Genomic DNA, 21,033 nt, shown 5'->3' with positions numbered 1-21,033 from the left:
GCTCCCCTGCGGAGAGCCTGCCGGGCGGGGCGTCAGCCCGAGACGCTCGCCCGGCCGTTCTCGATGTGCCCCATCAGCCGGCGGCGGAAGACGTCGTCCCCGTCCACCGTGACGGCCAGGTCGTACCAGCCGTGCGCGTCGGCCGCGGAGTGCACCACCGTACGGCTGCGGCCCGGCTTCACCGTGACGGTGCGGGTCCAGTCGCGCAGGTCCGCCTCTTCGACGTAACCCAACGGGCGCACGGTGAAGGTGAGCGTGGCGCGGCCGGTGTTGCGCAGGGTGAGGTGGAGGTCGCGCTCGTGGGCGTCGATCCGGGAGGCGACCTCGGCCGCGCCGTTCCGCGCCGATCCGGCGAACTCGCGGCGGAAGCCGTTCGGCCCGGTGACCGTGAAGCGGTACGCCTCCCCGGCGACCGGCACCGTCCACCGCGCCTCGCCCTTCACGTCCCGGTGGACCGGGGCCGGGAACTCGCCCGCGTACGGGTAGAGGGCGAAGTGGGCGGAGGAGCGGCCGGTGTTGCTGAGCACCACCCGTACCGCGCCGTCCACCAGGCTCGCCCGCGCGTCCGGCTGGTAGGGCAGCGCGCGGGCCGGGCGGCGGCCGGGCTCCTGCTCGGGCATCCGCTGCACGGCGGGCGGCTTCGGCGCCCAGCGGCCGCTGAACGGCGGGATGGTGCCGGGCCGCTCCACCTCGGGGCGGCGCCGGGCGCGGGTGAAGTCGAAGGCGGAGGTCAGATCGCCGGTGACGGTGCGCCGCCAGGCTCCGATGTTCGGCTCCTTCACCCCGGTCCAGCGCTCCAGGAAGCGGATCACGGAGGTGTGGTCGAAGACCTCGGAGCAGACGTAGCCGCCGACGGTCCACGGGGAGACGACCAGCATCGGGACCCGGACGCCGAGGCCGGTGGGCTTGCCCTCCCACTGCTCCTCGGTCACCTCGGCCGGGGCGACCGGCGGCGGCACGTGGTCGAAGAAGCCGTCGTTCTCGTCGTAGTTGATGAAGACCGCGGTGTGCCGCCACACGTCGGGGTGCTTGCCCAGGGCGTCGAGGATCTTGTAGACGATCGTGGCGCTGTGCACCGGCGAGGAGACGCTCGGGTGCTCGGAGTCGGCGGCGGACGGCACCAGGTAGGAGACCTCGGGCAGCGTCCCGGCCGCCACGTCCTTGGCGAACTCCTCGGCCAGCTTCCCGGTCTCCACCCGGCGCAGCGCCCGCTCGAAGAGGCTGCGCTCGGCCTTGTCCAGGGTGGCGACGCCCTCCTCCAGCAGCCCGAACAGCCGCTGCCGCTCGGCGTCGTCGGCGTCGCGTATCGCGGAGTAGAACGACTCCATGTACGTGTGGCCGCCGGTCCGGGCCAGCGCCTTGCGGGCGACGCGCTTGAAGGTGGCGAAGAACTCGATCTGGTTGTCGGTGAAGTTCTCCCACTCGGTGTACGTGCGCCAGCTGTGCCCGGCCTTCTCCAGCCGCTCGGCGTAGGTGCCCCAGTCGTAGCCGGGGTGGGTGCCCTCGTCGTACGCGTCGTTGCCGACGGCCCGCTTGCCGTTCGGCTCGTTGCCGGTCTTCCCGCTCCAGAGGTGGTTGCGGTTGGGGCTGGTGGAGGAGTGGATGGAGGAGTGGTAGGCGTCGCAGACGGTGAAGGTGTCGGCGAGCTCGTAGTGGAGCGGGAGGTCACGGCGGTCGTAGTACGCCATGGTGGCGGCGGTCTTCGCGGAGACCCAGCCGTTCATCCAGCCACCGGCCCACGCCTTGCCGCCACCGCTCCAGGAGTGGTCGAGCGCGCCGATGTACTGGAGGTCCTTCTTCTGCGCCTCGGCGGCGTCACGCACCGGGAACGGCAGTACGGAGGCGCCCGCCGGTGCGGGCTGCTCGAAGACCGGCTTCCCGCCGGGCAGTTCGACGGCGTTGCGGTCGCCGAAGCCGCGTACGCCGCGGAGCGTGCCGAAGTAGTGGTCGAAGGACCGGTTCTCCTGCATGAGGATCACCACGTGCTTGATGGCGCCGAGCCCGTCCCGGCCGGCCCCGCCGGCGTGGGCGGGCTGTGCGGCGATCGCGGCCTGGAGCGAGGGCGGCAGCAGCGACCCGGCCGCCGCGGCGCCGAGTGCGCCGCCACCGATCGCGAGGAGCCGACGCCGTGAGATGTCCGTGGTCAAGTGGGGCCTCCCGAGTCCTGTCGTTCAGCCCGGAAGCTAATCCGGCCGGATGGCGGGCGGAAGGACTCGGGACGGCTGTGCGGTGAACGTCCAACAGGTCGGGCCGGGAAGTCCAAGGCTGCCCGGCCCGGCTGCGCCCGACCGGCAGGACCCGTCCGGAGGCGTTCGCGCATTGACCGGCCCCCTCCCGGGCGGCAACCTTATGCGTCGTCAATTACCGTCATGGGGGGACCAGTTGAACAGCGCTTCGCACCACATCGGGCCGGATTCCGCTCCGGACAGATACCGCCTGCTCAATTCGATCGGTCGGGGCGGTGAAGCCGTTCTCTACCGGGCCGAGATCGAGCTCGACGGGGCGCCGGAGACCGTGGTCGTCAAGGTCATGGACTCGAGGACCACGGTCACCGTCGAACAGTTCCAGCGGCTCAGCGCGAAGTGGCAGGAGCAGGCGGAGCTGCTGCGGTTCGTGAACCGTCCTGGTGTGGTGGGGGTGCGCGAGCACTTCGAGGGGCCGCCGATCCACGGGCGGGGCGCGTCCTCCACCGCCGCCGGGCGCTCGCTCGTCCTGGTCATGAACCATGTGGAGGGTCTCGACCTGCGCGACTGGCGGGAGGAACGCACCCTCACCAGCCACGCCGAGCGGCGCGAGGTGCTCCGGACGCTGGAGCAGCTGGCCGACGTGCTGGACTGGCTGCACTCGGGCCGGGCGACACCCTCCGGCCGGACCGTCGTGCACGGCGACCTGTCGCCGGGCAATGTGATGATCGACGTGCACGGGCAGGCCACGCTGGTCGACTTCGGGCTGAGCAAGCTGACGGCCGACCACCGGACGGCGGAGGTCTGGTTCACCCCGGGATACGCGGCGCCGGAGGTCTTCGAGGGCAAACGGACGCCGCACACCGACCGGTACGCGTTCGGCGCGATCGCCTACTTCCTGCTGAGCGGCCAGTCCCCGCCGAGCACCCCTGAGCAGCTGCGGGCCGCCCTGTCCGCCCTCCCCCAGGTGGCCGCGGCGGCCCCGGACCGGGTGGAGCGACTGCTGCGGATCTGCGCGGCCGAACCGGACCGGCGGCCGGAGAACCTGACGTCCTGGGTGAAGGACGTGCGCTCGGCGGTGGTGTCGACCACGGTCACCGGGGCGTCGGCCGTCGCCCCGGTCCACGACGCCGTACCGGGCGCGAGGGCGGCGGACGCGGTCCCGACCGCCCCGGGCTCGCAAGCGCCCGGCACGGGAACAGCGGGTACGGAGACGGCCGATACGGGAACAGCGGGCACAGAAACGGCGGGTACGGCAACAGCGGGGTCGGCGGTACCGGGCGTGGGAATGCCCGCCGTGCCACCGCCGCCCTCCCTGCCGCCCGCCGTCCCCGGTGCCGACGCGGCCCCCGCCTTCCCGCCGCCGATCACCGCGTCCGCCGCTCCCGGGGTGGCACCGCCCACCACCGTCCGCTCCGGGCCTGCGACCGCGCCCCCGGCCGCTCCCGCCACCGCCCCGGAGCAGCGGCCGGACGTCTCGCGGGGGCCGTCCGTCCCGGACCCGCCACGGCCCTCCGGGACGCCCGGGAAGAAGAAGGGGAAGCGGTCGGCCGTCGCCCTGACGGTGGCGGCCGTGCTCGTCGCCGCCGCGCTCGGCGCGGGCGGGGCATGGGCGCTCCTGCACGAGAACGGCGACAGCGGCAGGACGGACCACGCCGCCGACACCTCCTCCCGGACCCCCACGCCCCCGGAGCCCGGCACCGACGGCGACACGCCCGAGCCGGATTCCGACGGCACGGACGGCGGGGACAGCGACCCCTCCGCCACCCCTTCGACGCCCGGCACCGTCGCCGATGCCCGTGAGGTGTCGCTGACCACGCTGAGCCCGATCGCCGATCCCAACTACTTCGAGGTGGGTTCGGCGACCCTCAACGCCCAGCAGCACCCGGAGGCCTACGTGGCGTCGCCCGCATGCAGCGAGGCCCCGTACATGGAGTTCGGCCTCGGCCGCGCCTGGCGGACCTTCGAGCTGACCGCGGGCATCGACGACGACTCGTACTACGAGTCGGGGCGGCTGACCATCAAGGTGGACGACACCACGCTGTGGGTCGGCAAGCTCGTCCTGGGCAAGCCCCAGAAGCTGTCCCTGAACGTCGAGAACGGGTTGCGGCTGCGCATCGCCGTGGACGAGGACTGCGACGGCGCGAAACTCGCGCTCGGCACCCCGCTCCTCAAGAGGTGACCCCTCCGTGGCGGGTCCGCCTCACACCCCGATCAGTTGCAACGACCCCCACAGCGCCACCGTGGACGCGACCAGGGTGGCCGGTACGGTCAGCAGGCCGAGCCGGGTGAAGTGGCCGAGTTCGGGGGCGATGCCGTGGGCGTGCAGGATGCGGCGCCAGAGCAGGGTGGCGAGCGAGCCGACGTAGGTCAGGTTCGGGCCGAGGTTCACGCCGATCAGGGCGGCGAGCAGCGGTCCGGGACCGGCCGCCGCGACGACCGGGAGCAGGGCGAGGATCGCGGGCAGGTTGTTGATCAGGTTGGCGAGTACGGCCGCCACCGCGGCCACCGCCAGCAGCGCGGGCAGCGAGGAGCCGTCCGGCAGGAACGCCTCGATGCCCGCCCCGAGCCCGTTGTCCACCACGGCCAGGACCACGACGCCCAGTGCGAGGACGAAGAGGCAGAACAGCGGGTGGGCGGAGCGGACGATGCCCGTGACGGTGGTGTCGCGACGGGCCAGCGCCCGGACCCCCAGCACCGCGGCGCCCGCCAGCGCCGCCCAGAGCGGCTCGGCGCCCGCGAACGAGGTGGCGACGAATCCAGCCAGGGTGAGGGCGAGGACGACGAGGGTGAAGACGGGGACGGGGCGGCGGTCCGCGTCCGGCTCCGGCGGGTGGGCCCCGGCCGCCAGGTCGTCGGCGAAGAACCGGCGGAAGACGGCGTACTCCACGGCGATGGCAGTCGCCCACGGCAGGGCCATCAGCGCGGCGAACCGGGTGAAGGAGAGGCCGCTCGCGGTGAACGCCAGCAGGTTCGTCAGGTTGGAGACCGGCAGCAGCAGGGAGGCCGAGTTGGCGAGGTGCGCGCAGGCGTAAACGTACGGCCGGGGGCGGGCACCCACCCGGGCGGCGGTGGCGAGGACGACCGGGGTCAGCAGGACGACCGTGGCGTCCAGGCTGAGTACGGCGGTGATCACGGCCGCGACGAGGAAGACCCCGCCGAGCAGGGGCCCGGTCCGCCCCCGGCAGGCGCGGGCGACCAGATCCCCGGCGGCCGTGAACAGCCCCTCGTCCGCGCAGAGTTTCGCCAGGACCAGGATCGCCGCGAGGAAGCCGACGACCGGGAGCAGGCTCTCCACCTGGGCGCGGGCCTCGGGCCAGGAGACCGCCCCGACAGCGGTCACCAGCACGGCGGCGGGTACGGCGACGGCGGCCTCGGGCAGCCCCCGCGGGCGCACCACGGCGAAGACCAGCACCCCGAGCAGCAGGGCGACGGAGACGATCTCGGCGGTGACGGTGTTCAGCGGACCCTCCGTCCGGACAGGGAAGGGGCGGCACACCCTCCACAGGTGTGCCGCCCCTCGGGAAAGGTACCGGGTCAGCCCTCGACGCCGAGCTTCTCCAGGATCAGCTCGCGCACCCGGGCCGCGTCGGCCTGGCCGCGGGTGGCCTTCATGACCGCGCCGACGAGCGCGCCCGCCGCCGCGACCTTGCCGCCGCGGATCTTGTCGGCGATGGCCGCGTTGCCCGCGATGGCCTCGTCGACGGCCGCGGAGAGCGCGCCCTCGTCCGAGACGACCTTGAGGCCGCGCTTCTCGACGACGGTGTCCGGGTCGCCCTCGCCCGCGAGGACGCCCTCGATGACCTGGCGGGCCAGCTTGTCGTTGAGGTCGCCGGAGGCGACGAGCGCGGCGACCCGGGCGACCTGCGCCGGGGTGATCGGCAGCTCGTCGAGACCGCGGCCGGTCTCGTTGGCGTTACGGGCCAGCTCGCCCATCCACCACTTGCGGGCCTGGTCCGAGGGGGCGCCCGCGTCGGTCGTGGCGACGATCAGGTCGACCGCGCCGGCGTTGAGGATGGACTGCATGTCGTGCTCGGAGACGCCCCACTCCTCCTTGAGCCGGGCCCGGCGCAGCCGGGGCAGCTCGGGGAGGCCCTTGCGGAGCTCCTCGACCCACGCGCGGGCCGGGGCGACCGGCACCAGGTCGGGCTCGGGGAAGTAGCGGTAGTCCTCGGCGTTGTCCTTGATGCGGCCGGCCGTGGTGGAGCCGTCCTCCTCGTGGAAGTGCCGGGTCTCCTGCACGATCGTGCCGCCGGAGGACAGCACCGCGGCGTGGCGCTGGATCTCGAAGCGGGCGGCCCGCTCGACGGAGCGCAGCGAGTTCACGTTCTTCGTCTCGGAGCGCGTGCCGAAGGTCTCGGTGCCGTTGGGGCGCAGCGACAGGTTGACGTCGCAGCGCATCTGGCCCATCTCCATGCGGGCCTCGGAGACGCCGAGCGCCTTGATGAGCTCGCGGAGCTCGGCGACGTACGCCTTGGCGACCTCGGGGGCGCGGGCGCCCGCGCCCTCGATCGGCTTGGTGACGATCTCGATGAGCGGGATGCCGGCCCGGTTGTAGTCGAGCAGGGAGTGGGACGCGCCGTGGATACGGCCGGTGGCACCGCCGACGTGGGTCGACTTGCCGGTGTCCTCCTCCATGTGGGCGCGCTCGATCTGGACGCGGAAGATCTCCCCGTCCTCCAGCTGCACGTCGAGGTAGCCGTCGTAGGCGATCGGCTCGTCGTACTGGGAGGTCTGGAAGTTCTTCGGCATGTCCGGATAGAAGTAGTTCTTCCGGGCGAAGCGGCACCACTCGGCGATCTCGCAGTTCAGCGCGAGGCCGATCTTGATGGCGGACTCGACGCCGATCTCGTTGACGACCGGCAGCGCGCCGGGCAGGCCGAGGCAGACCGGGCAGGTCTGGGAGTTGGCGTCCTGCTTGAGCTCGGTGGAGCAGCCGCAGAACATCTTGGTCTTGGTGCCGAGCTCGACATGGACCTCCAGGCCCATGACGGGGTCGTAGGACGCGAGCGCGTCCTCGTACGGCACCAGGTCGGTGACAGTCACGGTGAAACTTCCCTCTCAGCCCAGCAGTACGTCGTCGTCGCCGAGGCGCTTGAGCTCGCGCAGCAGCAGGGCGACACCGGTGGCGATGGCGGCGGCGGAGACGACGGCGTCGATCAGCCGGAGCGTGTCGTGCTCGGAGCGGGCCTGCCTGGCCTGCTTGAGCACGCCGACCGCGCCGAAGGCGGTGGTGCCGATGGACAGGTACGTACCGGCCTTGGACTTCTTGAATCCCTTGGCCTTGGTCAGTGCGCTCACAACGACGGAGCCTCCTCCAGCAGCGGGTGACCCCACTTTTCCACGAACGCGGCCTCGACGGCGGCTCCGACCTTGTAGAGCCGGTCGTCCTTCATGGCGGGGGCGATGATCTGCAGCCCGACCGGCAGCCCGTCCTCGGGGGCCAGACCGCACGGCAGCGACATGGCGGCGTTGCCCGCGAGGTTGGTCGGGATGGTGCACAGGTCCGCGAGGTACATCGCCATCGGGTCGTCGGCGCGCTCGCCGATCGGGAAGGCGGTGGTGGGCGTCGTCGGGGAGACGATGACGTCGACCTGCTCGAAGGCCTTCTCGAAGTCCTGCGTGATGAGCGTGCGGACCTTCTGGGCGGAGCCGTAGTACGCGTCGTAGTAGCCGGAGCTGAGCGCGTACGTACCGAGGATGACGCGGCGCTTGACCTCGTCGCCGAAGCCGGCCTCGCGGGTGAGCGCGGTGACGTCCTCGGCGGACCTCGTGCCGTCGTCGCCGACCCGCAGGCCGTAGCGCATGGCGTCGAAGCGGGCCAGGTTGGAGGAGCACTCGGACGGCGCAATCAGGTAGTACGCCGAGAGCGCCAGGTCGAAGGAGGGGCAGTCCAGCTCGACGACGGTGGCGCCGAGCGACTTCAGCAGCTCGACCGACTCGTTGAAGCGCTGGACGACACCGGCCTGGTAGCCCTCGCCGGAGAACTGCTTGACGACGCCGACGCGCATGCCCTCGACGCTGCCGTTGCGGGCGGCCTCGACGACCGGCGGGACGGGGGCGTCGATGGACGTGGAGTCCATCGGGTCGTGGCCGCCGATCGCCTCGTGCAGCAGGGCCGCGTCGAGGACGGTGCGGGCGCAGGGGCCGCCCTGGTCCAGGGAGCTGGAGAAGGCCACCATGCCGTAGCGGGAGACGCCGCCGTAGGTGGGCTTGACGCCGACGGTGCCGGTGACGGCGGCGGGCTGGCGGATGGAGCCGCCGGTGTCCGTGCCGATGGCGAGCGGGGCCTCGTACGACGCGAGGGCGGCCGAGGAGCCGCCGCCGGAGCCGCCGGGGATGCGGGTGAGGTCCCAGGGGTTGCCGGTCGGGCCGTAGGCGCTGTTCTCGGTGGAGGACCCCATGGCGAACTCGTCCATGTTGGTCTTGCCGAGGATGACGACGTCGGCGGCCTTCAGCCGCTGGGTGAGGGTCGCGTCGTACGGCGGGACCCAGCCCTCGAGGATCTTGGAGCCGACGGTGGTCGGCATGTCCTTCGTGGTGAAGATGTCCTTCAGCGCGAGCGGGACACCGGCCAGCGGGCCGAGCTTCTCGCCGGCGGCCTTCTTCGCGTCGACGGCGCGGGCCTGCGCGAGGGCGCCCTCGCGGTCCACGTGCAGGAAGGCGTGGACCTTCTCGTCGACCGCGTCGATCCGGGCGAGGTGGGCCTCGGTGACCTGGACGGCGGTGAGCTCGCCGGAGGCGATCTTCCCGGCGATCTCGGCCGCGGTGAGCTTGATGATCATGCTGTTGTCCGTCATGGCTTCTTAGTCCTCCCCCAGGATCTGCGGCACCTTGAAACGCTGCTGCTCCTGGGCCGGGGCGCCGGAGAGCGCCTGCTCGGGGGTGAGCGACGGACGGACCTCGTCCGCGCGCATGACGTTGGTCAGCGGCAGCGGGTGGGAGGTCGGCGGTACGTCTTGGTCGGCGACCTCGGAGACGCGGGCGACCGCGCCGATGATGTCGTCGAGCTGACCGGCGAAGTGATCGAGCTCTTCGCTCTTCAGCTCCAGACGCGCCAGCCGGGCGAGGTGGGCGACCTCCTCGCGCGTGATGCCAGGCATGCAGCGATCCTCAGGGGTTGGTGTGGTTTCGGCCGGGGCCGGCGGCAGGTGGAAATGTGCCACCGGCCCCCAATCCTATGGGGTCGCCCGCCGCGTCTTCCGCCACCTGGGCCATCGTCCGGGCCGGAGCGGGATTTCCGGCAGCGGCACGGATTCCCGGACGGCCCGTCGCCCGTCGCCCGGCCCGGTGCCCGGACGGGGCGGGCCGTCGCGTGCCGGTGCCGGCCGCGCGTACCGCCCGGGGCCCCGGCCCGGTCAGGTCGCCGCGCGGCCCCGGGGCGGCGCGGGGCGCGGCGCCGGGCGGGGGGCGGCCGTCCGGGCGCCCGGACGCTGCTCCGGTTCCGGCGCTCCACCCGCGGCCGCCGCGGCGGCGGCGGCCGCCAGCTCGGCCGGACGCCGCCAGCCGTGCCGCCCGCGCGCCCGCAGCCAGGCCGTGGTCTCCTGCGGCGGCATCGCGGCGGCCACCAGCCAGCCCTGCACCGCGTCGCAGCGCAGATCGCGCAGCCGCTCCCAGGTCTCGTCGTCCTCGACGCCCTCCGCGACGACCAGCAGGCCGAGCGAGTGGGCCAGGTCGATCGTGCAGCGGACGATCTCGGCGTCCTCGTTGTCCACGGCGAGCCGGGCCACGAACGAACGGTCGATCTTCAGCTCGCTGACCGGCAGCCGCCGCAGATGGACGAGGGAGGAGTACCCGGTGCCGAAGTCGTCGAGGGACATCTTCACGCCGTGCCCGGTCAGCCCGGCGAGCGTGTCGGCGGCCCGCTGCGGGTCCTCCAGCAGCACATGCTCCGTGATCTCCAGCTGGAGGGCCCCGGCCGGGACGCCGTGCCGGGCGAGCCGGGCCGCGACGCCGCCCGCGAACCCCGGGGTGTGGACGTCGCGCGGGGAGACGTTCACCGCGACCGGGACGAACAGGCCCTGGGCCCGCCACCGGGCGACCTGGGCCAGCGCCGTCTCCAGCACGTACTCCGTGAGGTGCGGCATCAGGCCGGACGATTCGGCGATCGCGATGAACTCGTCCGGAGGGACCCGCCCGCGCTCCGGGTGCACCCAGCGCACCAGCGCTTCGAGCCCGGCGACCTGCCCGTCGAAACGGACCTTCGGCTGGTAGTGCAGCTCGACCTCGCCGGCGTCGAGCGCGCGGCGCAGATCGCCCAGCAGTCCCAGCCGGTCCGGGGTGTTGCTGTCCCGCTTCGACTCGTAGACCTCGACGCCCGTACGGTCCCGCTTGGCCTGGTACATCGCCACGTCCGCGCGCCGGAGCAGCCCTTCGGCGTCCAGCGCGTGATCGGGGTGGACGGCGACTCCGGCGCTCGCCTCCAGCACCAGGGTCAGCCCGTCGAGGTCGAGCGGGGAGGAGAGCTCGGCGACCAGGTGGCGGGCGACCCGCTGGGCGCTGGTGGTGGAGTCGGCGGTCGGCAGCAGCACCGCGAACTCGTCGCCGCCGAGCCGCGCGGCCTCCGCGCCCCGGGGCAGCGCGAGCCGGAGCCGGTCCGCTATCTGGAGCAGCAGCCGGTCCCCGGCGAGATGGCCCAGGGTGTCGTTGACCGCGCGGAAGCGGTCGAGGTCGATCAGGACCAGCGCGGCCCTGGCCCCGACGGACTCGGCCTCCTCCAGCGCCGTCCAGGTGCGCTCCAGCAGCCACTGCCGGTTGGGCAGCCCGGTCAGCGGGTCGCGCAGTTGCTCCTCGGCGCGGGCCCGGGCGATCCAGAGGGCGGAGTCGAGGGCGATCAGCGGGACGGCGAAGAGCGGCAGAAGGATCGGGGTGGTCATCGCGACGACGCAGATCAGCGGCGCGATGGCGACCAGGCCGAGCGCGGCCGTCCCCTGCCGCAGCAGGGCGGTCCGGGCGATGGTCGGCAGCCCGCCGCCCTGGGGGGTCCGCGCGTACCAGAGCAGGACCCGGGTGACCAGGAGGTAGGTGGCGGCGGCCAGGAGGACCTCCGGGACGGCGCCGATGCCCCAGTCGAGTGGGTGCCAGGGCGAGACGACGGTGTGCGCCTCGCCGAACGCCACGAGCACCAGGCCCGCCGCGCCGATGCCCAGGACGTCCACCGCGCCGTGCAGCAGCCCCTGGTACCAGCGGTGCCGGCGGGCGACCCCGACGAGGACGACCACCACCAGGCTGACCAGCCCGGCGGAGACCCAGCCGTAGAGCAGCAGCACGGCCAGGGTCAGGGAGGCGCCGGAACCGGTCCCTCCCCACCAGCGGTCGCGGCCGAGCGCGACGAGATGGCCGACGATGATCCCGGTCAGGACGGCGAGGGCCCAGCCGACCCGGCCGTCGGGGAAGAGCGCTTCGCCCGCGCTCACCGTGCGATAGAAACCGGTCGCGATCAGAGCGGCCGCGATCACGATGAGAACGGCCCCCACGCTCGGTGCGAGGCCGACGAAACCTTGCGGCCGCGACATCGGTGCGGCGCTCTCGGTCGGTTTCATTCCGTCCCTCTCACAGCCGGCGATGCCGATGTCACCTGTTGGTTCCGCTCCCCGCGGCACGGCCCGGTCTCCCACCCCGCGGCCGGGCACGGCGGGTGCACGTCTCAACAGTAGGCCGCGGAAGGTGCTTACGGGCAGCGCTCGGACGCTCTTGCCCGAATGCGAACCGACCGTCCGTCAGCATCTGCTATGCACCGATCGGGTGAACCGGACATCCGCCGGGACGCTCGCCCCGTTCCGTCCGGTGACGCCCCCGATCCGCCGATTCGCCCCGGCCCGCGGGGCGTCCGCCCGTCGCCGGTCCCGGCCGGGCGGCCACCGCCGTCGGCGCCCGCCGGGGCCCCCGCGTCCGCCCCGTGCCGCCCGGCGGCGGCGTTCCGCCCCCGTTCCTCCGCCTATCCGCTGCCCTCCGCCGCCCCCTCGGCCGGCACCGCCGCCTCGCGCGCCGCGTCCGGACCCTGTTCGAGCAGGACGGCGAAGCCGCTCTCGTCCAGTACCGGAACCTTCAGCTGCACGGCCTTCTCGTACTTGGAACCGGGGTTGTCCCCGACGACCACGAAGGAGGTCTTCTTCGAAACGGAACCCGTCACCTTCGCACCACGGCTCTGGAGCGCCTCTTTCGCGCCATCCCTGGTGTGGCCCGCGAGCGTGCCCGTGACGACGACGGTGAGCCCTTCGAGGGGGCGCGGCCCCTCGTCCTCCGCTCCCGTCTCGTCCTCCATCCGGACCCCGGCCTCGCGCCACTTGCGCAGGATCTCCCGGTGCCAGTCCTCCGCCAGCCACTGCTTCACCGAGGCGGCGATGATCGCGCCCACCCCGTCCGCGTCGATCAGCTCCTGCTCGGTGGCCTCGTCGATCCGGTCCATGGAACGGAACTGACGGGCCAGCTCCGCGGCGGCGACCGGGCCCACATGGCGGATGGAGAGCCCGGTGAGGATGCGGGCCAGCGGGGCGTTCTTCGCCGCCTCGATGGCGTCGAGCATCGCCAGGGCGTTCTTCCTCGGCTCGCCCTGCTGGTTGGCGAAGACCCGGGCGATCTTCTCCTCACCGGTCTTCGGATCGCGCTTGGGCAGCCCGCTGTCCTGGTCCAGGACGTAGGCCCGGATCGGCAGCAGTTCCTCGACGGTCAGCCCGAACAGATCGCCCTCGTCGCGCAGCGGCGGTTCGGCGGGCTCCAGCGGCCGGGTGAGCGCCGCGGCGGCGACATAGCCGAAGTGGTCGATGTCGAGGCTCTTGCGCCCGGCGAGATAGGCCACGCGCTCGCGCAACTGGGCGGGGCAGGAGCGGGCGTTGGGGCAGCGGAGGTCGATGTCGGCCTCCTTCATGGGCCGCAGCTCCGTACCGCACTCGGGGCAGTGCGACGGCATCACGAAGGCCCGCTCGGTGCCGTCGCGCAGGTCGACGACCGGGCCGAGGATCTCCGGGATGACGTCACCGGCCTTGCGGAGCACCACCGTGTCCCCGATGAGGACGCCCTTGGCCTTCACCACGTTCTGGTTGTGCAGGGTGGCGAACTCGACCTCGGAACCGGCCACTTCGACCGGCTCGACCTGGGCGTACGGCGTGACCCGGCCGGTCCGGCCGACGCCGACCCGGATGTTGACCAGCTTGGTGTTGACCTCCTCCGGGGCGTACTTCCAGGCGATCGCCCAGCGCGGGGCGCGCGAGGTGGAGCCGAGCCGCCCCTGGAGCGGGATCTCGTCGAGCTTGACGACCACCCCGTCGATCTCGTGCTCCACCGAGTGCCGGTGCTCCCCGAAGTACGCGATGAACTCCCGCACCTCGGCCAGGGAGCCGACCACCTTGTTGTACTTGGCGGTGGGCAGCCCCCACTCGTGGAGCAGCTCGTAGGCGTGCGAGAGGCGGTCGATGTCGAAGCCCTCGCGGGCGCCGATGCCGTGCACCACCATGTGCAGCGGGCGGGTGGCGGTGACCTTCGGGTCCTTCTGGCGCAGGGAGCCGGCCGCCGCGTTGCGCGGGTTGGCGAACGGCTTGTCGTCGGCCGCGACGAGCCGGGCGTTCAGCTCCTCGAAGGCGTCCATCGGGAAGAAGACCTCGCCGCGGATCTCGACCAGCTCCGGCACCCGGTCGCCCTTCAGCCGGTGCGGGATCTCGGCGATCGTCCGGACGTTGGGTGTGATGTCCTCGCCGGTGCGGCCGTCGCCCCGGGTGGCGGCCCGGGTCAGCCGCCCGTGCTCGTAGGTGAGGTTGACCGCCAGGCCGTCGACCTTCAGCTCGCACAGGAAGTGGTGGTCGGTGGTGCCGACGTCCCTGGCGATCCGCTCCGCCCAGGCGGCCAGCTCCTCCTCGTCGAAGGCGTTGTCCAGCGAGAGCATCCGCTCGCGGTGCTCGACGGAGGTGAACTCCGTGCGGTACGGCCCGGCGACCTTCTGGGTCGGCGAGTCCGGCGTGCGCAGCGAGGGGTACGTCTCCTCCAGCGCCTCCAGTTCGCGCAGCAGCCGGTCGAACTCGGCGTCGCTCACGGTCGGCTGGTCGTTCACGTAATAGCGGAAGCGGTGCTCCTCGATCTGCTCGGCGAGGAGCTTGTGGCGCTCCTGGGCCTGTGCGGGCACCGTCGTCTGCTGTTCGCCGGCCATCGTCTCGTCCTCCCGTTACCCGTTGCCCCGTTACTCAGGGTTGTCCGCGAGCGATCTCGCGGCCCGGACGCAGTGGGCGAGCGCGGCGCGCGCGTAGGCGGGCGAGGCACCCGCCAGCCCGCACGACGGGGTGATGGCCACGGACTCCGACAGAGTCCCCGGATTCAGCCCCAGCCTGCGCCACAGCGTCCTGACACCCATGACGCTACCGCCCGGGTCCGACAATCCGCCCGAGGCCGGGTCGGTGCTCGGCACCACGCCGAGGAAGAGGTGGGTGCCGCCCTCGACGGCTTCCCCGATCGCCTCCTCCTCACGCTCGGTGAGCAGCGAGAAGTCGAAGGAGATCCCGCCGGCCCCGGCCCGGCGCAGCAGCGCGAACGGCACCTCGGGGGCGCAGGTGTGCACCGTCGTCGGCCCGTCCCCGGCGGCCGCGAGGACGTCGCGCAGCGTGCCCTCGACGATCTGGCGGTCCACGGCGCGGTGGGTGCGGTAGCCGCTGGCCGTCCTGACCCGCCCGCGCAGTACGGCGGTGAGCGAGGGTTCGTCGAGCTGGAGGACGATCCGGGCACCGGGCACCCTGCGCCGCACCTCCGCGAGGTGGGCGCGCACCCCTTCGGCGAGCGAGCCCGCCAGGTCGCGGCAGGCGCCGGGGTCGCCGAGCGCGGCCTCGCCGCCCCGGAGTTCCAGCGCGGCGGCCAGCGTCCACGGCCCGACGGCCTGGACCTTGAGCGGCCCTTCGTACCCCTGGGTGAACTCCTCCAGGGCGTCGAGGTCCTCGCCGAGCCAGGACCGGGCCCGGCGGGTGTCGCGGCCGGGCCGGTCGCTGATCCGCCAGCCGCTCGGCTCGACATGCCCGTACAGGTCGACGAGGAGTCCGATCGTCCGTCCGATCATGTCCGCGCCGGGTCCGCGGGCGGGCAGCTCCGCCAGGTACGGCAGCCCCTCACCGCCCGCGAAGGAGCCGGTGACGGTCTTCGCCGCCTCCCGGGCGTCTCCCCCGGGCATGGACCCGATTCCGGTGGCCTGACAACCGCTGAACCCGCTCTTCTCGCTCACCCGGAAAGACTAAGGGCTGTCCCGTCGGGGAGGACGGAACAGCCCTCGGGGCCTGTCCGGAGCCGGTCGATGGTCGGCGGTCAGCGGCCCGGGCGGACCGTCAGGTCGTTGACCTCGGCGTCGCGGGGCAGGTCGAGGGCCATCAGGATCGTGGTGGCCACCGACTCGGGGTCGATCCAGCGGGCGGCGTCGTACTCCTTGCCCTCCTGGCGGTGGACCTTGGCCTGCATGGGGGTGGCGGTGCGGCCGGGGTAGACGGAGGTCACCCGGACCCCGTTGCCGTGCTCCTCGTGGCGCAGCGAGTCGGCGAGGGCCTTCAGGCCGTGCTTGCTCGCGGCGTACGCGCTCCACTCGGCGTGCGCGGCGAGGCCGGCGCCGGAGTTGACGAAGACCACGTGGCCCTGGGCGACGCGCAGTTGCGGCAGGAGGAGCCGGGTCAGCTCGGCGGGGGCGACCAGGTTGGCGTTGAGCTGGAGGTGCCATGCCTTGGGCGTCAGCTCACCGACCGGCCCCAGCTCCACGGTGCCCGCGACGTGCAGCAGCGAGTCGACCCGCTCGGGCATCTTCTGGTGGGCGAGCGCCCAGGAGAGCCGGTCCGGGTTGGAGAGGTCGCCGACGAGCGTGCGCGCGCCGGGGTGGAGCTCGGCGAGCTCCCGCGCCCGGCCCGCGTCCCGGGCGATCAGCACGGTCTCGTCACCGCGCTCCAGCAGACGACGGGTGACGGCGGCTCCGATGCCGGATCCGGCGCCGGTGATGACATGAGTGGACATGCCCTTCATGATCGCACCCCGCCGCCCCGTCACCGCAGCCCGGACCACTCCTCCAGGTAGGCCAGGGCGCCCACCCCGTCCTTGGCGAAGAACACCAGGTCGGTGAGGGGCACGGGCAGGAAGCCCTCGTCCTCCATGCGCTGGAACTGCTGGCGCAGCCCGTCGTAGAAGCCCGCCGTGTTGAGCAGGACGACCGGCTTGTCGTGCTTGCCGTGCTTCTTCAGCTCCAGGATCTCGGTCGCCTCGTCGAGCGTCCCGGTGCCGCCGACCATGATCACGACCGCGTCCGCCTTCTCCAGAAGGAGCGCCTTGCGCTCGGCGAGGTCGCGGGCGATCACCATCTCGTCGGCGTTGGTCCGCGCCTTCGCGGCGAGGAAGTCGACGGAGACCCCCACCAGCCGTCCGCCCGCTTCCTGGACCCCGTCGGCGACGACCTTCATCAGCCCGCTCTCGGAGCCGCCCCAGACGAGGGTGTGCCCGCCCCTGCCGAGCAGTTCGGCGAACTCACGGGCGGGCACGGTGTAACGCGCGTCGAGGTCGGCGGCGGAGAGAAAGACACAGATCTTCATGCGACCACCGTAGACGCCACCGCCGACAGCCGGTCCGCCCACCGTCACTAACCGGCCACCAGAACGGGTTCTACCGCCCTGACCTGCGATTTCGTGGAATCTCAAAAAATCTTGGGCCGGAGCGATGAGTTTCTCCGGGGTCGGCGGTCCACCCTCGCATGGACAAGATTCTCTCCCGCGACGGCACGTCGATCGCGTACCGGCACCGGGGCGAGGGCCCGCCGGTGGTCCTGGTCGGCGGCTCGCTGGATACGGCGGAGACGGGGGCGCCGCTCGCGCGCCTGCTGGCGCCGCGCTTCCGGGTCGTGACGTACGACCGGCGCGGCCGGGGCGCCAGCGGTGACGGCGGCCCCTACGCGCGCGAGCGCGAGATCGAGGACCTGGCGGCGCTCGTCGGGTCGGTCGGCGGCGCGGCCTCGGTGTTCGGTGTGGGCGCCGGCGGCGCGCTCGCCCTGGAGGCGCGGGCCGCCGGGGTGCCCCTGGACCTGGTGGCGGTGTACGAGCCGCCGTACACGCCGGGCGCCGCCGGGCTGCGCTACAAGGCGTGCTGCACGGACCGGCTGCGCCGGCTGCTGGACTGCGGGGACCGGGCGGGCGCCGTCGAGCTGTACCTGTCGGTGACCGGGGTGCCCTCCGACCTGATCGCCCGGATGCGCCGGGCCCCGCTGTGGAACGGCCTGGTGGCGATGGCCCACACCCTGGCGTACGACGACGCGCTGCTCGGGGACGGCTCGATCCCCGCCGAGCGGTTCGCCGCCGTCACCACGCGCACGCTGGTGGTCTGCGGCGGCTCCAGCCCCACCCCGGCGCGGCTGTCCGCCCGCGCCCTGGCGGACGCCCTGCCGCGCGCCCGGCACCGCATCCTGACCGGGCAGACCCGGGACCTGGCGCCGCAGGCGGTGGCACCGGTCCTCGCGGAGTTCTTCGCGCAGGACGGCCTGGACCTCCGCCGGGCGTCCTGAGGCGGCGGCTCCGCCCCGCGCGTCCCCGCCCGTACGGGGGTCGGACGCGGACGCGCGGGGGCGGGGCCGCTCAGGCCGTCGTGACCTGGCGGCGGGCCGTCGTGGCGATCGTCGCCGAGCCGACGACGCGGGTGCCGTCGTAGAGCACGACGGCCTGGCCGGGGGCCACGCCGCGGACCGGCTCGGTGAAGGCGACGTGCAGGGTGCCGTCGACGAGTTCGGCGGTGACCTCGGTCTCGCCGCCGTGGGCGCGGAGCTGCGCGGTGTACGTGCCGGGGCCGGCCGGGGCGGTGCCGCACCAGCGGGGCCTGATGGCGGTGAGCGCGGTGACGTCGAGGGCCTCGGCCGGGCCGACCGTCACGGTGTTGTCCACCGGGGAGATGTCCAGGACGTAGCGCGGCTTGCCGTCGGGGGCGGGGTGGCCGATGCGCAGGCCCTTGCGCTGGCCGATGGTGAAGCCGTACGCGCCCTCGTGGGTGCCGACCTTGGTGCCCGACTCGTCGACGATGTCGCCCTCGGCGGTGCCGAGCCGACTCGCCAGGAAGCCCTGGGTGTCGCCGTCGGCGATGAAGCAGATGTCGTGGCTGTCGGGCTTCTTGGCGACGGCGAGGCCCCGCCGTTCGGCCTCGGCGCGGATCTCGTCCTTGGTGGTGAGGGTGTCGCCGAGCGGGAACATCGCGTGGGCGAGCTGCTTCTCGTCCAGCACCCCGAGGACGTACGACTGGTCCTTGGCCATGTCCGAGGCCCGGTGCAGCTCCCGGCCGCCGTCCGCGTTGCGTACGACGGTGGCGTAGTGACCGGTGCAGACGGCGTCGAAGCCGAGGGCGAGGGCCTTGTCGAGGAGCGCGGCGAACTTGATCTTCTCGTTGCAGCGCAGGCAGGGGTTGGGCGTGCGGCCGGCCTCGTACTCGGCGACGAAGTCGTCCACGACGTCCTCGCGGAACCGTTCCGCCAGGTCCCAGACGTAGAACGGGATGCCGATCACGTCCGCGGCGCGGCGGGCGTCGCGGGAGTCCTCGATCGTGCAACAGCCGCGCGCCCCGGTACGGAAGGACTGCGGGTTGGCGGAGAGGGCGAGGTGCACACCCGTCACGTCGTGGCCGGCCTCGGCGGCGCGGGCCGCGGCGACGGCGGAGTCGACACCGCCCGACATGGCGGCGAGCACGCGGAGGGGGCGCTGGGAAGTCTCAGTCATAGCCTCACCAGAGTACGGGGCGCCGGGAACCGAACGCTCCTCGATATGCGTTGTGGATCACATGGGGAGCAAGGGGACGTCGGGGGCCGGGGGCGGCGGGGAGAAGTCCGGGAGCGGCATCGGCCGGCGCGGGCTGCTGATCGGCGCCGCCGTCACGGCCGCGGGCGCCGCGGCGCTGGCGCGGGACGATCTGCGGCGCGCATGGTGGCGGCTGCCCGGGGTGGAGAAGCCGCGCAAGCCCGGCGAGGTGGATCACGCCGGGGCCCGCTGGGTCGAGGCGTCCCCGGCGAACTGGCGCCGGGCCGACCGCCCCGACGACTACGTGATCGACCGGGTCGTCGTCCATGTCACCCAGGGCGGCTACGCGGGCGCCGTGCGCGCCTTCCAGGATCCGGCGCACGGGGCGGCCGCGCACTACGTGGTGCGCAAGGACGGCCGGGTGACGCAGATGATCCGCGAGCTGGACGTGGCGTTCCACGCGGGCAACCGCGCGTACAACGAGCGCAGTGTCGGCATCGAGCACGAGGGCTTCGTGGACCGCCCGCAGGACTTCACGGCGCGGATGTACGAGGCCTCCGCCCGGCTCACGGCGGCGGTCTGCGAGCGGTACGGGATACCGGTGGACCGGAAGCACATCATCGGGCACGCCGAGGTGCCCGGCGCCGACCACACGGACCCGGGCCGGCACTGGGACTGGGACCGCTATCTGAAGCTGGTCCGGGCGGCGCGCCCGCGGTGACGTCCGGACCGCCGCCCGGCGCGGGCGGTCGGCGGGGCCGGGCGGTCAGCTGAGCCCGGCCGTACGGGCCCGCTCCACCGCCGGTCCGATCGCCCGGGCCAGCTCGTCGACGTCCGCCTTGGTGGAGGTGTGGCCGAGCGAGAAGCGCAGGGTGCCGCGGGCCAGGTCGGGATCGGTGCCGGTGGCCAGGAGTACGTGGCTCGGCTGGGCGATCCCGGCGGTGCAGGCGGAGCCGGTGGAGCACTCGATGCCCTGGGCGTCCAGCAGCAGGAGCAGGGAGTCGCCCTCGCAGCCGGGGAAGGTGAAGTGGGCGTTGGCGGGGAGCCGGCCGCCGGGGGCCGGGTCGCCGCCGAGGATCGCGTCGGGCACGGCGGCCAGCACGGCCGCCACCAGGTCGTCGCGGAGTCCGCCGATCTCGCGGGCGAAGTCCTCCCGCCGCCCGGTGGCCAGCCGCCCGGCGACGGCGAAGGAGGCGATGGCGGGCACGTCGAGCGTGCCGGAGCGGACGTGCCGCTCCTGGCCGCCGCCGTGGAGCACGGGCACGGGGGTGTGCTCGCGGCCCAGCAGCAGCGCGCCGATGCCGAACGGGCCGCCGATCTTGTGCGCGCTGACGGTCATGGCGGCCAGTCCGGACGCGGCGAAGTCGACCGCCAGCTGTCCGACGGCCTGCACCGCGTCCGCGTGCATGGGGATCTCGAACTCCTGCGCCACTGCGGCGAGTTCGCGGACCGGGAGGATGGTGCCGATCTCGTTGTTGGCCCACATCACGGTGATCAGCGCGACGTCGGAGGGGTCGCGGAGGACCGCCTCGCGCAGCGCGTCCGGGTGGACGCGGCCGTGCCGGTCGACGGGGAGGTACTCGACGTTCGCGCCCTCGTGCCGGGCGAGCCAGTCGACGGCGTCCAGCACCGCGTGGTGCTCGACCGGGCTGGCCAGCACCCGTGTGCGGCGCGGGTCGGCGGCGCGGCGGGACCAGTAGAGCCCCTTCACGGCGAGGTTGTCGGCCTCGGTCCCGCCGGAGGTGAAGACCACCTCGCTGGGGCGTGCGCCGAGGGCTTCGGCGAGGGTCTCCCTCGACTCCTCGACGGTACGGCGGGCCCGGCGCCCGGCGGCGTGCAGGGAGGACGCGTTGCCGGTGAGGGCGAGCTGGGCGGTCATCGCCTCGATCGCTTCCGGAAGCATCGGCGTGGTCGCGGCGTGGTCGAGGTATGCCATGGTGGGCCCGATTCTACGAGGCGGGGGCGGGGCGTACGGCGGGCGCATGGCGCCCCGGCACCCGCGCACGGCCGGGTGCGGCCCTCACCGCCCCGTTCCGGGGCGCGTCCGGGCAGGTGGGGGCACCGGGTTCCGCGCCCGGTCCGGCCCGCGGGTTCCCGGGCGGCGAGGCGGTCTCCGGCGGGGGGGGAGGGGCGCCCGTCCC

General features: G+C 73.4%; 16 protein-coding genes. 3 read left to right on the top strand and 13 right to left on the bottom strand.

Going from position 1 to position 21,033, the window contains the following annotated elements; genetic code table 11:
• Nucleotides 1-32: 32 nt before the first annotated feature.
• Nucleotides 33-2,147 carry a phosphocholine-specific phospholipase C gene (locus ACF08W_RS33005; protein WP_392281543.1) on the bottom strand — a complete coding sequence of 705 codons (2,115 nt, stop codon included), beginning with the start codon at nucleotides 2,145-2,147 and terminating at the stop codon, nucleotides 33-35.
• Nucleotides 2,148-2,382: 235 nt separating this feature from the next.
• Between ACF08W_RS33005 and ACF08W_RS33000 the strand changes: the two genes are divergently transcribed.
• Nucleotides 2,383-4,365, top strand: a complete 1,983-nt coding sequence (locus tag ACF08W_RS33000; protein WP_392281542.1) for a protein kinase — start codon at nucleotides 2,383-2,385, stop codon at nucleotides 4,363-4,365.
• A gap of 21 nt (nucleotides 4,366-4,386) precedes the next feature.
• Here the strand turns inward: ACF08W_RS33000 and ACF08W_RS32995 are convergent, their stop codons facing one another.
• The 10 genes from ACF08W_RS32995 to ACF08W_RS32950 form a co-directional block, all read right to left on the bottom strand.
• Nucleotides 4,387-5,682, bottom strand: coding sequence for an SLC13 family permease (locus ACF08W_RS32995; protein WP_392281541.1), 1,296 nt, complete (start codon nucleotides 5,680-5,682; stop codon nucleotides 4,387-4,389).
• Between the two features lie 38 nt (nucleotides 5,683-5,720).
• Nucleotides 5,721-7,229: an Asp-tRNA(Asn)/Glu-tRNA(Gln) amidotransferase subunit GatB gene (gatB, locus tag ACF08W_RS32990; RefSeq protein ID WP_352280831.1), complete on the bottom strand. Its 1,509-nt coding sequence runs from the start codon at nucleotides 7,227-7,229 to the stop codon at nucleotides 5,721-5,723.
• Nucleotides 7,230-7,244: 15 nt separating this feature from the next.
• Complete coding sequence (locus ACF08W_RS32985) at nucleotides 7,245-7,484, bottom strand: hypothetical protein (RefSeq protein WP_352280833.1); 240 nt, start codon at nucleotides 7,482-7,484, stop codon at nucleotides 7,245-7,247.
• Nucleotides 7,481-8,983, bottom strand: a complete 1,503-nt coding sequence (gene gatA, locus ACF08W_RS32980) for an Asp-tRNA(Asn)/Glu-tRNA(Gln) amidotransferase subunit GatA (protein ID WP_352280835.1) — start codon at nucleotides 8,981-8,983, stop codon at nucleotides 7,481-7,483. The genes ACF08W_RS32985 and gatA overlap by 4 nt, the downstream gene beginning before the upstream one ends.
• Before the next feature lie 6 nt (nucleotides 8,984-8,989).
• Nucleotides 8,990-9,286, bottom strand: a complete 297-nt coding sequence (gene gatC, locus ACF08W_RS32975; protein WP_007266718.1) for an Asp-tRNA(Asn)/Glu-tRNA(Gln) amidotransferase subunit GatC — start codon at nucleotides 9,284-9,286, stop codon at nucleotides 8,990-8,992.
• Nucleotides 9,287-9,541: 255 nt separating this feature from the next.
• Nucleotides 9,542-11,725 carry a putative bifunctional diguanylate cyclase/phosphodiesterase gene (locus tag ACF08W_RS32970; protein ID WP_385211709.1) on the bottom strand — a complete coding sequence of 728 codons (2,184 nt, stop codon included), beginning with the start codon at nucleotides 11,723-11,725 and terminating at the stop codon, nucleotides 9,542-9,544.
• A 395-nt stretch (nucleotides 11,726-12,120) separates the two neighbouring features.
• Nucleotides 12,121-14,322 (bottom strand): NAD-dependent DNA ligase LigA, encoded by a 2,202-nt coding sequence (gene ligA, locus ACF08W_RS32965; protein ID WP_385211707.1) that lies wholly within the window; start codon nucleotides 14,320-14,322, stop codon nucleotides 12,121-12,123.
• A gap of 30 nt (nucleotides 14,323-14,352) precedes the next feature.
• Nucleotides 14,353-15,378, bottom strand: coding sequence for a methionine synthase (locus ACF08W_RS32960; protein ID WP_392281540.1), 1,026 nt, complete (start codon nucleotides 15,376-15,378; stop codon nucleotides 14,353-14,355).
• Nucleotides 15,379-15,458: 80 nt separating this feature from the next.
• Nucleotides 15,459-16,148, bottom strand: a complete 690-nt coding sequence (locus ACF08W_RS32955) for an SDR family oxidoreductase (RefSeq protein ID WP_352280749.1) — start codon at nucleotides 16,146-16,148, stop codon at nucleotides 15,459-15,461.
• A gap of 29 nt (nucleotides 16,149-16,177) precedes the next feature.
• The gene (locus ACF08W_RS32950) at nucleotides 16,178-16,717 is read right to left on the bottom strand and encodes a TIGR00730 family Rossman fold protein (RefSeq protein ID WP_352280747.1); all 540 of its coding nucleotides are present in this window, start codon (nucleotides 16,715-16,717) and stop codon (nucleotides 16,178-16,180) included.
• A gap of 158 nt (nucleotides 16,718-16,875) precedes the next feature.
• Here ACF08W_RS32950 and ACF08W_RS32945 point away from each other — a divergent pair, with 158 nt between their 5' ends.
• A complete protein-coding gene (locus ACF08W_RS32945) occupies nucleotides 16,876-17,679 on the top strand; it encodes an alpha/beta fold hydrolase (RefSeq protein WP_385211701.1) in 804 nt (267 codons plus the stop codon).
• A gap of 70 nt (nucleotides 17,680-17,749) precedes the next feature.
• On the opposite strand, the gene mnmA is transcribed toward ACF08W_RS32945, so the two are convergent.
• Complete coding sequence (mnmA, locus tag ACF08W_RS32940) at nucleotides 17,750-18,874, bottom strand: tRNA 2-thiouridine(34) synthase MnmA (protein WP_385211699.1); 1,125 nt, start codon at nucleotides 18,872-18,874, stop codon at nucleotides 17,750-17,752.
• Between the two features lie 61 nt (nucleotides 18,875-18,935).
• On the opposite strand from mnmA, the gene ACF08W_RS32935 reads away from it, so the two are divergent.
• A complete protein-coding gene (locus ACF08W_RS32935; protein ID WP_392281539.1) occupies nucleotides 18,936-19,613 on the top strand; it encodes an N-acetylmuramoyl-L-alanine amidase in 678 nt (225 codons plus the stop codon).
• A gap of 45 nt (nucleotides 19,614-19,658) precedes the next feature.
• Here the strand turns inward: ACF08W_RS32935 and ACF08W_RS32930 are convergent, their stop codons facing one another.
• Entirely contained in the window at nucleotides 19,659-20,828 is a 1,170-nt protein-coding gene (locus tag ACF08W_RS32930) for a cysteine desulfurase family protein (RefSeq protein ID WP_392281538.1), read from the bottom strand.
• Nucleotides 20,829-21,033 lie beyond the last annotated feature (205 nt).

The sequence above is a fragment of the Streptomyces sp. NPDC015144 genome (assembly GCF_043079735.1).
Lineage (GTDB): Bacteria > Actinomycetota > Actinomycetes > Streptomycetales > Streptomycetaceae > Streptomyces.
This window is presented reverse-complemented; position numbering and strand designations above follow the sequence as displayed.

What these genes read in the sequence shown, in the direction of transcription:
- gatA (WP_352280835.1), bottom strand. Translation starts at nt 8,983, where the DNA reads ATGACGGACAACAGCATGATCATCAAGCTCACCGCGGCCGAGATCGCC.
- gatC (WP_007266718.1), bottom strand. Translation starts at nt 9,286, where the DNA reads ATGCCTGGCATCACGCGCGAGGAGGTCGCCCACCTCGCCCGGCTGGCG.
- ACF08W_RS32970 (WP_385211709.1), bottom strand. Translation starts at nt 11,725, where the DNA reads ATGAAACCGACCGAGAGCGCCGCACCGATGTCGCGGCCGCAAGGTTTC.
- ligA (WP_385211707.1), bottom strand. Translation starts at nt 14,322, where the DNA reads ATGGCCGGCGAACAGCAGACGACGGTGCCCGCACAGGCCCAGGAGCGC.
- ACF08W_RS32955 (WP_352280749.1), bottom strand. Translation starts at nt 16,148, where the DNA reads ATGTCCACTCATGTCATCACCGGCGCCGGATCCGGCATCGGAGCCGCC.
- ACF08W_RS32950 (WP_352280747.1), bottom strand. Translation starts at nt 16,717, where the DNA reads ATGAAGATCTGTGTCTTTCTCTCCGCCGCCGACCTCGACGCGCGTTAC.
- ACF08W_RS32945 (WP_385211701.1), top strand. Translation starts at nt 16,876, where the DNA reads ATGGACAAGATTCTCTCCCGCGACGGCACGTCGATCGCGTACCGGCAC.
- mnmA (WP_385211699.1), bottom strand. Translation starts at nt 18,874, where the DNA reads ATGACTGAGACTTCCCAGCGCCCCCTCCGCGTGCTCGCCGCCATGTCG.
- ACF08W_RS32935 (WP_392281539.1), top strand. Translation starts at nt 18,936, where the DNA reads ATGGGGAGCAAGGGGACGTCGGGGGCCGGGGGCGGCGGGGAGAAGTCC.
- ACF08W_RS32930 (WP_392281538.1), bottom strand. Translation starts at nt 20,828, where the DNA reads ATGGCATACCTCGACCACGCCGCGACCACGCCGATGCTTCCGGAAGCG.